This window comes from Halonotius aquaticus (genome assembly GCF_003605575.1).
Classification (GTDB): Archaea; Halobacteriota; Halobacteria; order Halobacteriales; family Haloferacaceae; genus Halonotius; species Halonotius aquaticus.
On record NZ_QKNY01000008.1, the window covers coordinates 1 to 13341 of the forward strand.

General features: G+C 61.5%; 18 protein-coding genes. 8 read left to right on the plus strand and 10 right to left on the minus strand.

The annotated features are described in order from the left end of the window. Nucleotides 1-191: 191 nt before the first annotated feature. Both DM826_RS05840 and DM826_RS05845 read right to left on the minus strand, forming a co-directional pair. Entirely contained in the window at nucleotides 192-374 is a 183-nt protein-coding gene (locus DM826_RS05840) for an HVO_2922 family protein (protein ID WP_120102464.1), read from the minus strand. A gap of 46 nt (nucleotides 375-420) precedes the next feature. Next, nucleotides 421-762 carry a hypothetical protein gene (locus tag DM826_RS05845; RefSeq protein WP_120102465.1) on the minus strand — a complete coding sequence of 114 codons (342 nt, stop codon included), beginning with the start codon at nucleotides 760-762 and terminating at the stop codon, nucleotides 421-423. 119 nt (nucleotides 763-881) lie between these two features. Between DM826_RS05845 and DM826_RS05850 the strand changes: the two genes are divergently transcribed. Continuing rightward, nucleotides 882-2072, plus strand: coding sequence for a redox-regulated ATPase YchF (locus tag DM826_RS05850; RefSeq protein ID WP_120102466.1), 1191 nt, complete (start codon nucleotides 882-884; stop codon nucleotides 2070-2072). A gap of 6 nt (nucleotides 2073-2078) precedes the next feature. Here DM826_RS05850 and DM826_RS05855 read toward each other — a convergent pair whose 3' ends face one another. From DM826_RS05855 to DM826_RS05865, 3 genes are all read right to left on the minus strand, one after another. Then, complete coding sequence (locus DM826_RS05855; RefSeq protein WP_120102544.1) at nucleotides 2079-2603, minus strand: CinA family protein; 525 nt, start codon at nucleotides 2601-2603, stop codon at nucleotides 2079-2081. 72 nt (nucleotides 2604-2675) lie between these two features. Continuing rightward, nucleotides 2676-2948, minus strand: coding sequence for a DUF7521 family protein (locus DM826_RS05860; RefSeq protein ID WP_120102467.1), 273 nt, complete (start codon nucleotides 2946-2948; stop codon nucleotides 2676-2678). Further along, nucleotides 2948-3331: a winged helix-turn-helix domain-containing protein gene (locus DM826_RS05865; protein ID WP_120102468.1), complete on the minus strand. Its 384-nt coding sequence runs from the start codon at nucleotides 3329-3331 to the stop codon at nucleotides 2948-2950. Before DM826_RS05865 ends, DM826_RS05860 begins: the two co-directional genes overlap by 1 nt. A gap of 265 nt (nucleotides 3332-3596) precedes the next feature. Here DM826_RS05865 and DM826_RS05870 point away from each other — a divergent pair, with 265 nt between their 5' ends. Continuing rightward, the gene (locus DM826_RS05870; protein WP_120102469.1) at nucleotides 3597-3935 is read left to right on the plus strand and encodes an ArsR/SmtB family transcription factor; all 339 of its coding nucleotides are present in this window, start codon (nucleotides 3597-3599) and stop codon (nucleotides 3933-3935) included. Further along, nucleotides 3932-4231, plus strand: coding sequence for a PadR family transcriptional regulator (locus tag DM826_RS05875; RefSeq protein WP_120102470.1), 300 nt, complete (start codon nucleotides 3932-3934; stop codon nucleotides 4229-4231). The genes DM826_RS05870 and DM826_RS05875 overlap by 4 nt, the downstream gene beginning before the upstream one ends. On the opposite strand, the gene DM826_RS05880 is transcribed toward DM826_RS05875, so the two are convergent. Continuing rightward, nucleotides 4232-4792 carry a TATA-box-binding protein gene (locus DM826_RS05880; RefSeq protein ID WP_120102471.1) on the minus strand — a complete coding sequence of 187 codons (561 nt, stop codon included), beginning with the start codon at nucleotides 4790-4792 and terminating at the stop codon, nucleotides 4232-4234. It lies immediately after the preceding gene. 148 nt (nucleotides 4793-4940) lie between these two features. Between DM826_RS05880 and DM826_RS05885 the strand changes: the two genes are divergently transcribed. The 4 genes from DM826_RS05885 to DM826_RS05900 all read left to right on the plus strand — a co-directional run bounded on the left by DM826_RS05885 (nucleotide 4941) and on the right by DM826_RS05900 (nucleotide 9352). Beyond that, entirely contained in the window at nucleotides 4941-6500 is a 1560-nt protein-coding gene (locus tag DM826_RS05885) for a sensor histidine kinase (RefSeq protein WP_120102472.1), read from the plus strand. Between the two features lie 191 nt (nucleotides 6501-6691). Beyond that, nucleotides 6692-7738 carry an ABC transporter substrate-binding protein gene (locus tag DM826_RS05890; RefSeq protein ID WP_120102473.1) on the plus strand — a complete coding sequence of 349 codons (1047 nt, stop codon included), beginning with the start codon at nucleotides 6692-6694 and terminating at the stop codon, nucleotides 7736-7738. A 4-nt stretch (nucleotides 7739-7742) separates the two neighbouring features. Beyond that, nucleotides 7743-8597: an ABC transporter permease gene (locus DM826_RS05895; protein WP_120102474.1), complete on the plus strand. Its 855-nt coding sequence runs from the start codon at nucleotides 7743-7745 to the stop codon at nucleotides 8595-8597. Beyond that, nucleotides 8594-9352 carry an ABC transporter ATP-binding protein gene (locus tag DM826_RS05900; RefSeq protein ID WP_394338542.1) on the plus strand — a complete coding sequence of 253 codons (759 nt, stop codon included), beginning with the start codon at nucleotides 8594-8596 and terminating at the stop codon, nucleotides 9350-9352. Before DM826_RS05895 ends, DM826_RS05900 begins: the two co-directional genes overlap by 4 nt. Nucleotides 9353-9365: 13 nt before the next feature. Here DM826_RS05900 and DM826_RS05905 read toward each other — a convergent pair whose 3' ends face one another. Continuing rightward, complete coding sequence (locus tag DM826_RS05905) at nucleotides 9366-10517, minus strand: DUF63 family protein (protein ID WP_120102476.1); 1152 nt, start codon at nucleotides 10515-10517, stop codon at nucleotides 9366-9368. A 79-nt stretch (nucleotides 10518-10596) separates the two neighbouring features. Further along, on the minus strand, nucleotides 10597-11400 hold the full coding sequence (locus DM826_RS05910; protein ID WP_120102477.1) for an inositol monophosphatase family protein: 804 nt from the start codon (nucleotides 11398-11400) through the stop codon (nucleotides 10597-10599). A gap of 86 nt (nucleotides 11401-11486) precedes the next feature. Between DM826_RS05910 and DM826_RS05915 the strand changes: the two genes are divergently transcribed. Then, nucleotides 11487-11678 carry a hypothetical protein gene (locus tag DM826_RS05915; protein WP_120102478.1) on the plus strand — a complete coding sequence of 64 codons (192 nt, stop codon included), beginning with the start codon at nucleotides 11487-11489 and terminating at the stop codon, nucleotides 11676-11678. Between the two features lie 24 nt (nucleotides 11679-11702). On the opposite strand, the gene npdG is transcribed toward DM826_RS05915, so the two are convergent. Beyond that, nucleotides 11703-12371: an NADPH-dependent F420 reductase gene (npdG, locus tag DM826_RS05920; protein ID WP_120102479.1), complete on the minus strand. Its 669-nt coding sequence runs from the start codon at nucleotides 12369-12371 to the stop codon at nucleotides 11703-11705. Nucleotides 12372-12430: 59 nt separating this feature from the next. Next, nucleotides 12431-13306, minus strand: a complete 876-nt coding sequence (locus DM826_RS05925; RefSeq protein ID WP_120102480.1) for a TIGR01548 family HAD-type hydrolase — start codon at nucleotides 13304-13306, stop codon at nucleotides 12431-12433. Between the last annotated feature and the right edge of the window lie 35 nt (nucleotides 13307-13341).

Genomic DNA, 13341 nt, shown 5'->3' on the forward strand with positions numbered 1-13341 from the left:
ATTCATCATGGCGAGTCGCTTCGATGACTCGTCGACACGTTTCGACCGGTTAGCGGCAGCCCTCGCGATTCCACTCACACGAAACGGAAATGGCAGGAACGGCAGCGATCGCTGTCGCTCCATTCCATTTGATACCAGTTTGTCAGATCGTATTGACAGACGCCGTTGAGAACGTGGTCATCGCTGTCGACTTATTCGGCGTCAACAACGTCGGCGTCGGCAGCATTTTCTTTGACGCTTTCGAGTCCTTGCTTGCATTTCTGGCGGCTAGCATACCCCTCTCCACTGTCGGCGATGATGTTGCCGTTTGTGTGGACAAGCCGCCATCGCCACTGATCCGCGCTGTCGACGAAGAGTTCAAAGGTTGCTGTCACAGTATGGTATTATTTCACACACATATGATTCTACCGGTGATCGAGGCTATTTTTCAGCCGTTGGTGCTGTCAACTCGGCGTCGACAACGGTTCCGTCCGGTTGCAGCGTCACATGGCCAAGCGTGACCGTCTCGCCGGGCTCGTCGGTGGCGGCGATCGTTTGCAGGGTGGCTTCCTGATCGAGGTGTTCCCATGTCACGTCTGCGACCAACTGTTGAAACGCCTCGGGATCGCGCCACCCTGAATCGATCTCACTTGGCACGTGGACAACAAACTTGAGTTGGTCATCGGTGACCTGTACGCCAACGACAAACCGATCGCCGTCGTCAGCGGTAGCCGTGTCAGCGTCGGGTTGTCCCGCCGTGTCGTCACTCTCAGCATCATCCATGGGTTTCCGTTCGGCAAGCGATAGCAAAACCGCTGTGGGTTGGTCCTGTCATACGCTACCAGCCGGCGACGCGCCGACGGGTAGAACGGTTTTTGCCCGTCGGTCGACCACCACGGACAATGAGTTATCGCATCGGCTTGGTTGGCAAGCCATCGGTCGGTAAATCCAGTTTCTTCAATGCGGCGACGATGAACGATGTGCCGGAAGGGGCCTACCCCTTCACGACAATCGATCCCAGCGTCGGCGAGGCCTACGTCCGCGTCGAGTGTGCGGCCCCAGAGTTCGATGAGACCTGTAGCCCAAATCTTGGCGTCTGCCGGGATGGCACCCGCTTCGTGCCAACAAAACTCGTCGACGTTGCCGGGCTGATCCCTGGAGCCCACGAGGGCAACGGGCTTGGCAATCAGTTTCTGACTGATCTCAACGAGACCGATGTCCTGATCCACATTGTCGACTTCTCAGGAACGACCGACAGCAAGGGCGAACCCACCGAGGGCCACGACCCACGCGAGGACATCGATTTCCTCGAAACTGAACTCGACATGTGGTATCTCGATATTCTCGAAAAGGGCATCGAGAGCCACGAAACGACATACGAGGGCGCGGATGCGAAGATCGAGGTCGACCTCGCCGAACAGATGAGCGCGTTCAAAACCAACAAGGATGAGATCAAACAGATCATCCTCTCGCTTGGTCTCGAACTCGACACCGACACGTGGGACGCCGACGACCGCGATGCCCTCGCCCGCGAGATCAGAAAGCGAACCAAACCCATGTTGATTGCGGCCAACAAGATGGACACCCCCGAGGCCCAGGCCAACTGGGACGAGATCACTGACGACCCCGACTACGACCACCTCACGTTTGTGCCAACAAGTGCCCACGCCGAAGGTGCGCTAAAAACCGCCGACGACAACGGTGTCGTCGACTACACACCGGGCGACGACGACTTCGAGATCATCGGTGATCCATCCGCCGACCAGAAAGCCGGCCTCGAACAGATCCGGGAGTTTATCGCCGACTACGGCGGCACCGGCGTCCAACAGGCGATCGAAACCGCGCTGTTCGATGTGCTGGGCTGTATCGCCGTCTTCCCGGGCAGTGCCAACGGGAGCGACGACACAGATGGTGTGTTCCGAGATTGTTTCATCCTCCCTGAGGAAGCGACGACCGAGGACTTCGCGTATTTCCTGCACTCCGATATCGGCGACGGGCTCCTCCACGGGATCGACTGCCGAACTGAGCGACAGGTTGGCGCGGATCACGACCTCACCCACCGCGACGTGGTCGAGATCGTCTCGACCAACTAAGCAGATCTACGCTTCGGCGACATCATCGATCGCTCTCGCCAGCGCGGTGAGTGCCTCGGTCGCGGTCGTCGATTTCACCGCTGTGCGGTCACCATCGAAGACATGGCGAGTCACCCGCACGAACGACTCGTCGGTGCCCCACGGAGCGGCGTAGGCAACGCCGATGTAGACGAGGCCGACCGGTTTCTCATCCGTGCCACCGGTTGGGCCGGCAATCCCGGTCGTCGAGATCGCCCACGTTGTTTCGGCAGTATCTCGCATCCCTTGGGCCATCTCGGCGGCAACGGGCTCGCTGACCGCGCCGTGGGCGTCGAGTGCCTCCCGAGAAACGCCGAGTGCGGTCTGTTTTGACCGGTTTGAGTAGGTGACGACGGCGCGATCAACATACGCACTAGCGCCGGGAATATCGGTGAGTCGCGAACAGAGTAACCCGCCAGTCAGCGATTCAGCAACCGCCACCGTCTCTTCGCGGGCGGTGAGGCGGTCGCCGAGGGTTGCTTCGATGGGTTCGGTGTCGGTGGAGGTATCCATACCGGGTGTCGTCGATCCGATCGTTTGAATCATCGGATCATCGAATCGATTCCAACAGCGGGCCTGATTGCGTTATTCGAGAAACAGTGAGTAGGTGATGATCGAAAACCCGACTGCGGTCAAAACGGCATTGATGACGACTCCAACGTCAAGGCCAACCTCAAGCAGTTGGTGGGCGATCCCACCAAACAGCGCGCCAAGGGTGACAAACCCGAAGCCGATCATCAGCCCACGCAGTGAGGGATCACCCGTTCGTCGGTAGGCCTTGAACGCAAAGTAGGTGATTGCACTCCCCAACACGAGGATCGAAGCCATCACGCCAATGATGATCGTTTCAAGATGCATTAGGTCTCCTCCCGCATTCGCGTCCAGAGCTCTTCGAGCCGCCGGTCGGCGGTCTGTTCGTCGGCCGGTCGCTCAACGGCGACAACCAGCTGCTCGTCGTCGTCGACAGACACGGTAATCTGGCTGAAGCCACGAGCATACAGCGTCGCATGCTGGCCGCTGCGGCGGATCTCCGTCGATTCGGTCAGCAGGTTGGCGTCGGTCAGGCGGTCGAGTTTGCGGTACATCGTTGACAGCGGAATATCACACGCATCCGAGAGTTCGTTTGCCGTCATTGGTTCTGAGAGTTCGGTGATAATCGCTCTGGTAGGTTCGTCGCCGAGTGCGTTGAGAACCTCCTCAGTGGTAGGAGCATCGTCCCGTTGTGACGGGTCACGCACCATTGCATATCCGTTGTGCCGAAGCGTGCATAAACGTACTCGTTCGACGACTCGGGGTGTCACCGTCACCGACTGACGCCGGCGACCACCAACTGACGCGCTGGCGTCTCCCAGTCAACACAGTCTCTCACCGGTGCGTTTCTGTCTGTGAAACCCGCGTGGGCGATTTATATACCGCCACCGAGTTGGTTCCAGTAGCGTCCCCCATGTGTCACCCGCTTCAACAGCCTGACTGTATCGACCGCGTCCGTCGTGGAGGTGCCCGCTGATGCACGCCCTCTCGACGCGCCCTGAGCCAACGCCGACGCCGACCGATGAGACGCGTGTCATCGAGTTCGACGATGACGCCTTCGGGAACGTGCTGGCGGCGATTCACTCCGAAACCGCCCGTGAGATCCTGCTGAGCGTCCGCGACGAGCCGTTGACAGCCTCGGAGATCGCCGACCGCGTCGACACCTCGGTGCAGAATGCGAGCTACCACCTCCAAAAGCTCGTTGACGCCGAGCTTGTCCGTGTCTGCGACAACGTCTACTCCGAAAAGGGGTGTGAGATGAAATGCTACCGCGCCGTCGACACGGCGTTGCTGCTCACCACTGAGTCCCGATGAAGGAGTTGAGCGCGTTCCAACGCGATCTGTTGTTTGTCATCGACGGGATGGACGAGCCCTACGGCCTCGGGATCAAAGCCGAACTCGAAGCCTACCGCGAGACGACAATCAACCCCGGGCAGCTGTATCCAAACCTCAATTCTCTCGTCGAGCAGGGGTATCTCAGCAAACAACGAAAGGATGACCGGACGAATCTCTACCTGCCGACCGACCGCGTCGCTGCGGCGATCGCCGACCGACGGAGGTGGGAAGCCGAGCAGTGCACCGAACCGGCGACGACAACGCCCTCGCCGTAATCAGCCCGACAGCCCGAGTTCGGCGATCCGCTCGGTCATGTTTTCGACGCCCGCCGTTGCGTCTTCGGGTTTTTTGCCGCCGGTGATGACGATCTTCCCGCTGCCGAACAACAGGATGACAACCTCAGGATCGTCCATCCGATAGACGAGCCCGGGGAACTGCTCGGGTTCGTACTCGACGTCCTCAAGTCCCAACCCGATGGCGAGGGCGTTGAGATTGAGGCTATCGCCGAGATCCGCACTGGAGACGATGTTTTGGACGGTGATTTCCGGATCATCACCGACCGGGATGCCGAGGCCACGAAGCTTCTCGAAGACGATATCGAGCGCGCCGTGAACCTCGTCGGTGCTGGCCGCGCCGGTACAGACGATCTTTCCCGACCGGAAGATCAACGCAGCGGCTTTCGGATCTTGGGTGCGGTAGACCAACCCAGGGAAGTTGTCAGGGTTGAAGTCCGCCCCCGGGATGTCGGTCGCAAGTGCTTCGAGATCGAGCTCCTGACCGATCCCTGTCGAGGCAACGACGTTTTGGATTTCGATAGTTTCTGTCGGATCGACCATATGTCAGTAGTACGTGCGACTGGTAGAACACGAACCAATATAAAAGTGGTACATAAACGACTGATAAAAGCCCCCATCAGTGTCGGCTGTGCGCCAGCAACTCAGAACCCCCCAACGACCTAATGGCTTCGTTGACACTGATCCCACAATGGCCACACCGTCGACGCGTTGGAAGCGGTACGGCGGGTTCGGGATCGCTGCGGTGGGGTTTCTTATCACACGACTCTTTGTCGCTGAGACGATCGGAGCTGGGATGCCGTTGCCGTTTCTGCTGGCGAGTCTGCCGCCGCTGTTGGTCGGCCTTGGATTGACGGTCTTCGGTGTGGTCCTCGCTGTCGGGCGGTTCTCGACGACCTACGTGCGAACAGTCACGGTTTGGTGTGGCCTCGGGATCGTCGCCTTGGTCGCGCTGTTGGTGGCGACACAGCTCAGTGCGATCCTCCGCGAGGGGATGATGACAACGCTGCTCGATTCACAACTCCTCGTGGGTAACCTCTTGTTGGGCGGTGCTGTTGTCGGCGTTTTCATGGGGGATCGGTCGGCTGCCAACACCCAAAAGCGACAGGAGATCCGGCGGACGGCCAACCGCGCGGCGTTTGTTAATCGGCTGTTGCGCCATGATGTGCTCAACGCCGCTGCAATCATCGAGGGCCATGCCGGTCTGCTGGCCGAGACGCCAGACCGACCGGAGTCGGTTTCGGCGATCGACAACGCTGCCGGCACGATCAAACAGACGATCACTGAGGTCGGCCGAATCGCCAGCCCCAACGAGGACAGCGAGATCACACCGGTGCCGCTTGCGGGGACGCTTTCGACGGCTATCGATGAGCTTCGTGAGCGCTACCCGGATCGGGAGATTCGCGTCGAGTCAGTGCCAGACGAGTTGACCGTCGCCGCCGACGACCGTCTCGACATCGTTGTCACCGAATTAGTCGAGAACGCGATCCGGTACGGCGACGACGCTGTCCGCGTTGTGATCGAATCAACACCGCAGTCGGTTGCGATCAGCGTTGTCGACTACGGCCCCGGGCTTCCGCCGGCCCAACGTGAGTTGTTGACGATGGGGGAGTTTCCGGAGTATGACGATCCAGGTGCCGGCTTTGGCTTACAGGCGGTCAGCCTGTTAGTCGAGCGGTACGGCGGGCAGATTATGACCGCGGGCGGTGCGGGGAGCGAAGTGCCACACCGGATCACGGTTCGGCTTCCCCGGGAGCCATTGTCGGGATCGATGACAGAGACGACCGGGATTAGCATGTTCGCGGTCGGTCGCGCAACGACAGCCGGGGTCGTTGCCGGCGTGGTGATGGGATCATTCCTGCAACTCGCCGCGGACTCGCTGCCGGTGATCGGCGCGCTCTACAGCGTCAACAGTCCCGGGATCGGGTGGCTGACACACCTCTTTCACAGCGTGATCTTCGCGCTCCTATTTGCGACCGGCTATCAGTACACTGACCGCGGCACATCGCTGTCCCCACGGCGACGGGCATCGCTGTTCGGGCTTGGGTGGGGTACAGTGCTGTGGTTTGTTGCTGCCGGGTTCGTGATGCCGGCATGGCTATCGATCCTCGGTCAGCCGGCGACGCTTCCGAATCTCACGCCGATCGGCCTGCTCGCTCACCTCCTTTGGGGACTCACGCTTGGATTGAGCTACACGCTACTCGGTCGTCTGTCATGGTTCGAACAGTGTGTCCAGTGGTATCGGGGCTGAGTAGTTCGCCGGGGGCGGGCAACTGACAGCAATATTTGCGGCTATATCTGACATAATCTGCTGGAGCAAACGGAAGCAAACACCTGCGTCAAACGGCTCGGATCGGGCTTTTCGATATCAACGGGTATTCGGTATCGGCAGGTATCCGACCTATCCGACGGTTAAACCACTCTGATAGCCGATATGTAGTAATGACAGACGACCATACACCCGTTTCCCGGCGGACATACCTGAGCGGGCTGGCGACAGCCGGTGCAGCAGGGCTGGCCGGCTGTGCAGGCGGTGGAAATGGCGGTAGCATCGACACATTGCGCGTCGCACATATGCCGATCTATCCCGACATCCAGTCCCATATTATGTTGGAGGAGGGCTACTTTGAGGAACTCCCGGTCGAGGTTGAGACCGAACTCTTCTCCGATGGGCCGAGTATCGTCCAAGCCTCCGCAACCGGCGAGTATGACGTGATGCTGTTCGGAATCATCCCGGCGATGATCGTCATCGATCGGGGGATCCCCGCGAAGATCACGAACGCAAATATCGTTGATCCGATGTTGATTATGGGAACCAACGAGTTTGCCGCGGACTACGAGGAATCCGGTGCCGATGCCTTCGCGGCTTTCGAGGAGGAAACCGGCGAACGCTTCGAATTCGGCACCTACCCACCGGGGTCGGTTCCCGACATCACACTGCGATACTGGCTGATCGAGGAGTTAGGACTGGAACCCGGCAGCGACGTCGATGTTACCTCGCTGGGCGGTGCAGGCCCGGTTCGGCAGGCACTACTTTCGGGGCAGATCGATGGCACGAGCATGATCGAGCCGGTGCCGACGATCGCCAAACGGCGCAACGCCGGCTACACTGATCTCGACTGGAGCGGGAACTTCTTCCCTGGTGGTCAGCCCGGTGCGATCACGCTTATGCACGAACGGGTCTACGACGGCGCGCCCGAGATCGCCGAAGCGTTCGTCGAACAACACATCCGGGCGACGGAGTTCGTCGCGGAGAATCCCGATGGAGCCGCCCAAGCGACGAGCAACGTCGTTGGATCGGAAGCACTCCCCGTCGAGGACGCCCGCGCCGCGCTTGACTCCCGGGCCTCGAACTTCATCTCTGATCCCCACCAGATCGAAGACGGGACGCCGATCTTCGCCGACTGGGCCAATCGGCTTGAGCGAACAGAACAGGAGTTGACCAACGACCAGCTCTTTGAGTTCAGCCACTACGACAACGTCGCGTGATCGGATGAGCATCGACACAAGCACCGACTCAGAAAGCGGATTGGTGGCCGACGAAGAACTGATCGCCTCCGGCCGACGGCAACGACTCCTTCGCGGAGCCGTCGGCTCGGCGATCTTTCTGGTAGTGTGGCAGGTCGCCGCGATGCCGGTGCCGACCTACCTGCTGCCGACGCCGCTTGAGGTCGCCCAAGCCTTCGTCGTCGAGTTGACCGCGCCGGCCGTCTTTACCGTCCCGCTGCTCGATATCGAAATCGGCCTGACCAGAATGCTGGTCAATCTCTCTGACAGCCTCTATCACTACATTCCGGGACTGTTCGTCGGCGGCGCGGCCGGGATCGCTTTTGGGATCGCCCTCGGCTGGAGCGAACTGCTTGACGACGCAATCACACCCGTCCAGCGCGTGTTACGCCCGATTCCGCCGCTGGCGTGGATCGCCTTTGCGATCGTCTGGCTCGGTGTCAACCATCGCGGCGCGGCGTTTATCGTCGGCATCGGGGCCTTCTGGATCAACTTCTACAACGCCTACGCCGGGGTCAAGGCCGTCCCTCAGAGCACGAAGGAGGTCGCCGCCTCCCTCGGCGTCGACGACGACCTCACGATGATCCGCAAGGTGGTTGTGCCGAAGGCGAGCCCGGAGATCATGACCGGGATCCGCACCAGTATCGGCCAGTCGTGGATGATCGTCGTTGCCGCCGAACTGTTCGGCGCACCCGGCGTTGGCTTCCAGATCATCAACGCCGCACAGAACCTCGCACTCGACGTGAGTGTGGCCTACATGTTCGTTATCAGCATCGTCTTCCTGATCAGCGACGGGATCTTCCAACGCGTTGAATCGAGGGTGCTCGTATGGCGCGAATGAGCCAACAGCCGACCGACGGGAAGATCGTCGTCGACGGGATAGATAAGCGATTCCGCTCGGAATCGGGGCCGGTCGACGCATTACGCGACGTGAATTTCGCGGTCGAGGAAGGCGAGTTTGTCTGTATCATCGGTGCGTCGGGGGCGGGGAAAACCACGTTGTTCCGCATTATTGCCGGCCTCGAATCCGCAACTGAGGGCACCGTCTGGCTTGACGGCGAACCGATCGATGGCCCCGGCACCGACCGCGGGATGGTGTTTCAGGAATACGGGTTGTTCCCGTGGCGCACCGTGCTCAAAAACGTCACCTTCGGACTCGAAGAACGTGGCCTCGACAAACAGGCTCGCCTGCAGCGGGCCCGCGAGATGATCGACCTCGTCGGGCTCGACGGGTTTGAGGATAGCTACCCCAAAGAGCTCTCTGGGGGGATGAAGCAGCGCGTCGGGATCGCCCGCGCGCTGGCCGTCGACCCCGAGATCCTGCTGATGGACGAACCATTCGGCAGCGTCGACGCCCAGACCAAACAGCGGCTCCACGAGGAACTGCTCGACATCTGGTCGGCGACAAACAAGACTGTCCTGTTTGTGACACACGATGTCGACGAAGCCGTCACGCTGGCCGACCGCGTGGTCGTGCTGACTGGGTCACCGGGGTCAGTACACGAGGTCGTCGACATCGACCTTGCTCGGCCACGCTCCCGGACGGACGACGCCTTCGCTGACTACGAACAACAGTTACGGGATGCGATCGAGTAACCGGGCTCCGTTCTCATACCCCAAAGGTCGCCCGCAACACATCCCGCGTCCCGGGGCCGAGCCCGACAGCTAACACGGCAATCAGCAGCAGGATCGAGTATCGTGGTGACTCCTCAAGCAGGTCGGGTTCAAACACCCAGATGACGAACGTTGCTGCCGCCAGTTTGAGCAGCAGAAACGGCCAGGTGTCGCCGGTGACCGCCAGCACAGACGGCGGCAGCACCGCTCCGGTAATATCGACGACAGCCGCGTTCACCGGGTGTTTCGGGACGAGATTCGGCCCTGCCCCGAGCGCCGGCATCCAATCGAGGCCGACGACGTTGGCGACACCGTCGACCGAATGGCCCCACAGCAACACCAAACCCATGAGGCCGGTGCCGGCGTTGATGGCCGGCGCGACCCGTTCGATGAGCAGCCACGTTGCCGCCGCCGAAAGCGTCGCGCCGACGGCCACCACCGCAAGCACCTGTGGCCGTAGGCTGACGTACGTTGTTGTCACCGCGAGATACGTGAGATAGCCGACACTCGACGCAACCAGCAGCGTGCCGATGGCGGCGACCGGATACTCGTAGGCGTCGACGACGCCGCGGTTCTCAAGCGCGACGCCGACGCCGACGGCCCCAAGCGTCATCGCGAACACTGTCACGTAGATGAACGGGCTGATGATGAGCGCGCTCACCGGGAAGGCGATCAGCGGCTCGCTTCCCGCGGCGAGGGCAGCGATCCCCGCGTCCTCGATTGTGCGGAGCGCGCCGCCGAACAGCATGAACGGAAACAGCGCGTAGAACAGCGACCGGCTGTCGCCGATCCCAAGGCGGCGAAGGAGCAGATAGACGCCGACGAGTGCGAGCAGCAAAACGAGCACATAGCCAACCTCCGAGACAAGTGTGTAGCCCGGGTAGGCGACGATCTCGCCCGCTGCCTCGGCGGACGTACACTCGGTAGTCGAGAAGAGATACGACACGTCGCCATCGCGGATCACCGCACACTGCGCGCCGTTGCCGTCGGCGGCGACCGGCCCCCAGAAATACTGCCAGATGAAGCGGTCGTAAACCAACCTGCGGGCAAGCACTGTGCCGACAACGAGGACGGTGGTCAGTGTGCCGACAACACCGAGCCACAACTGTTCGGGGTCGGCATCAAGACGTGCGGAGAAGCCGGCCATACGAGCGTGTCCGGCCGAGACCGAATTGAGGGTTCCGGTCTCTCGTGGCTGGGCAGCGCAGCCGACCAACCGCGATGCCCTACACCGTGTTGTCGATCCCGCGGGTTGCGGCCAACAGCGAGTCGTGAACCGCACCGTTTGAGACGACCAGCCCTTCGGAATCGTGTCGCCACCGGTCGCCGTGGCGGTCGGTGACCGTGCCGCCGGCCTGCCGGATGAGATGGACGCCGGCAACGCTGTCCCAGGGATACGAGACAAGATTTGTGAACCCACCGTCCAGCGACCCTGCGGCGATCAGCGAGAGCGTTGCCTGCGCGGAGCCGAACCGCCGGAGATCAGCATATCGCGTCACGAGTTCGCGTGTCGCCGCCGCGTACTGTTTGCGGTTGTCAACGTCCCACAACATCAGCGGCGAGACGGTCGCCAACTCCGGCTCGCTCGTTTCGCTGACGCTGATGGCGGTGCCGTTCAGATAGGCCGCCTCTCGGTCGGCGGTGTAGCTGTCGTCGAGTGCGGGTAGCACGACCGCCGCGCCGACCGGTTCGCCGTCTTCGACGGCGGCGACGGCGGTGCCCCACACGCGGATGTTGTTGACGAAGTTGGTGGTGCCGTCGATCGGATCGACGATCCAGGCCGGCCCCGAATCGGGCACCGTCTTTAGGGCGTCATCTTCCTCGCCGACAATCGGTTCGTCGGGGTACTCGGATTCGATGACCTCGATCACCCGGGCTTGGGCGTCGCGGTCGGCCTGCGTCACCACGTCGATATCGCTTGCCTTGGTCTCGGTGGCGATATCGGTTCGGAACGATTCAAGCGCCAGCTCCGCCCCGGCGGTTGCAGCGCGCGTGGCGACTCCCGGTCGGCTTGTGGCGTCTGCGTTCACAGGTTAGCTCTCGGCTGACGCTGGTCTATATCCGTCGTTTCCGACCGGCTTTTGCCGACCGACGTGCGTACTCACACCACGTATCGATGCGGGTATTCAGGAAGCTGCGGCGATGGCTCGCCAACAATGTCGACACTGAGGTCGAACCAGCAACAGCCGATTCAGCCGACAGCGACGCAAAAACTACCATCGACGACCCGGAAGCCACCTCGCTTCGAGCGATCAAACTGCCCGACTCGGAGCGAGCGGCACGCGACGCAGAAGAGCGTGAGCCCTAAGCAGCCGAATCGACGCTCAATAGCTCACTCGAAGCGGACGCCCAGATCATGCAGGCCGTCGTTGTGCATGGCGACGTTGATCAACAGCGGCGTCACCGACTCGATTTCAGCGGCGTTGGCGAGCCCACCGGCGTCAAGCGCACGAAGCCCGTTTATATCCTCTGCGAGCCCACTGACGGTCGCTTTCGCGTTGGCGTCGTCGGCGACAACGAGCGTGTCGATCCCCAGGTCAGCATCGAGATCCGCTAATCGCCCGGCAGCGAGGTTGTGGAACGCGCCGACGACCGGAATCTCGTCGGGAGCCGCGGCGGCGGCGATGGCGGTCACGCTACCGGCGTCGGGTGGATGATAGTGGAAGCCGTCCTCGTCACGCTGCATGCCTGTTGCCGGCGAGATAATGATATTGTCCTCGGCCAGTGAGTCGGCGACGGCCTCGATCGTCTCGGCGACATGGTACGGCGGGACGGCGACGACGACCACGTCGGCACGGTCGGCGGCCATCGCGTTTTCGAAGCCAGTGATCTTGGCGTCGACGCCGCGGTCAGCGAGTTCGGTCTCGTAATCATCGGCTGCTTCGCGTGCCTTCTCGGGGTCGCGGGAGCCGATGACGACATCGTGGTCGGTGTCGTGGCTCCATCTGAGTGCCAACCCTTCGCCGATCTCACCAGTGCCGCCAAGGAGTGCGATTCGCATGGTTTTCGTGAGGGCTGTTTGGGGGTAAGCGTTACGTGACCGGCGGGCCGCCCCGGTAGTTAGTCCAGACGCTGTAGATACGCGGGAAGGTCGTTGACCGAATCGAGCACCGCGGCCGCGCCAGCGTCCTCAAAGGCCGCTTGGCCCTCGTCGCCGGCCAACCCGCCGGTAAGGACGCCGACGCCCTGATACTCACGGCGGTCGTCTTCGGCGGCTGCGTTGCCCGCAGTTCGTACGTCATCGAGCGTGTCGCCGACGAAGACAACTTGCTCGGCGTCGAACCGGTCGGCGAGCGTCAATAGGGCGTAGGGATGCGGTTTGCCCTGTTTCCAGTTATCCATCGTAAAGCGGTGCTCGTCGGCGACTGAGAGGCCAACACGGTCGAGTGCAATCGATGCCTCTGCCGCCGGTCGACCGGTGACGACACCGACAGCGTAGCGGTCGGTCAGCGCGGTCAGGGTGTCGTCGTCGACGAGGACAGGCTCGTCGTGGATGTATCCGTCCGCGTCGAACGGTGGTTTCTCGCCTTCCAGTTCCGCAAAGAGATCGCTCCCAAGATACAGTGCCTGAAACACGGTACGGAGCCGATCTGGCTCCCACGCGTCGGTCACCCTCTCGTAGTTGTCCGTCGACAACTCGGATTTAAGCACCGTCTTCGTCGCTTCGAGGCCGCCGCCGGCGTCGGCGATGCGGTCGGCAAACGTCGGGACATCCTGCTCGAAGCCCTGCCGTCGGGCGAGGACGTAGAGTGCAATCGCGTCAGTGACCAGCCAGTCGTTGTTGAAGCCGCCGGCGTCTTTGAACGGTTGGATCGCTGCGCGATCAAGTGTTTCGTCGTACACGCGACGCACTGATTCGATGACTGCCCGGCGGTAGGAGTCGGCGACATCGACTAAGACGCCGTCGATATCCAACACGACAGCAAGCTCACTCATTGTCCCGACGGTCGCCGGCCGATACAAAAAGCGTA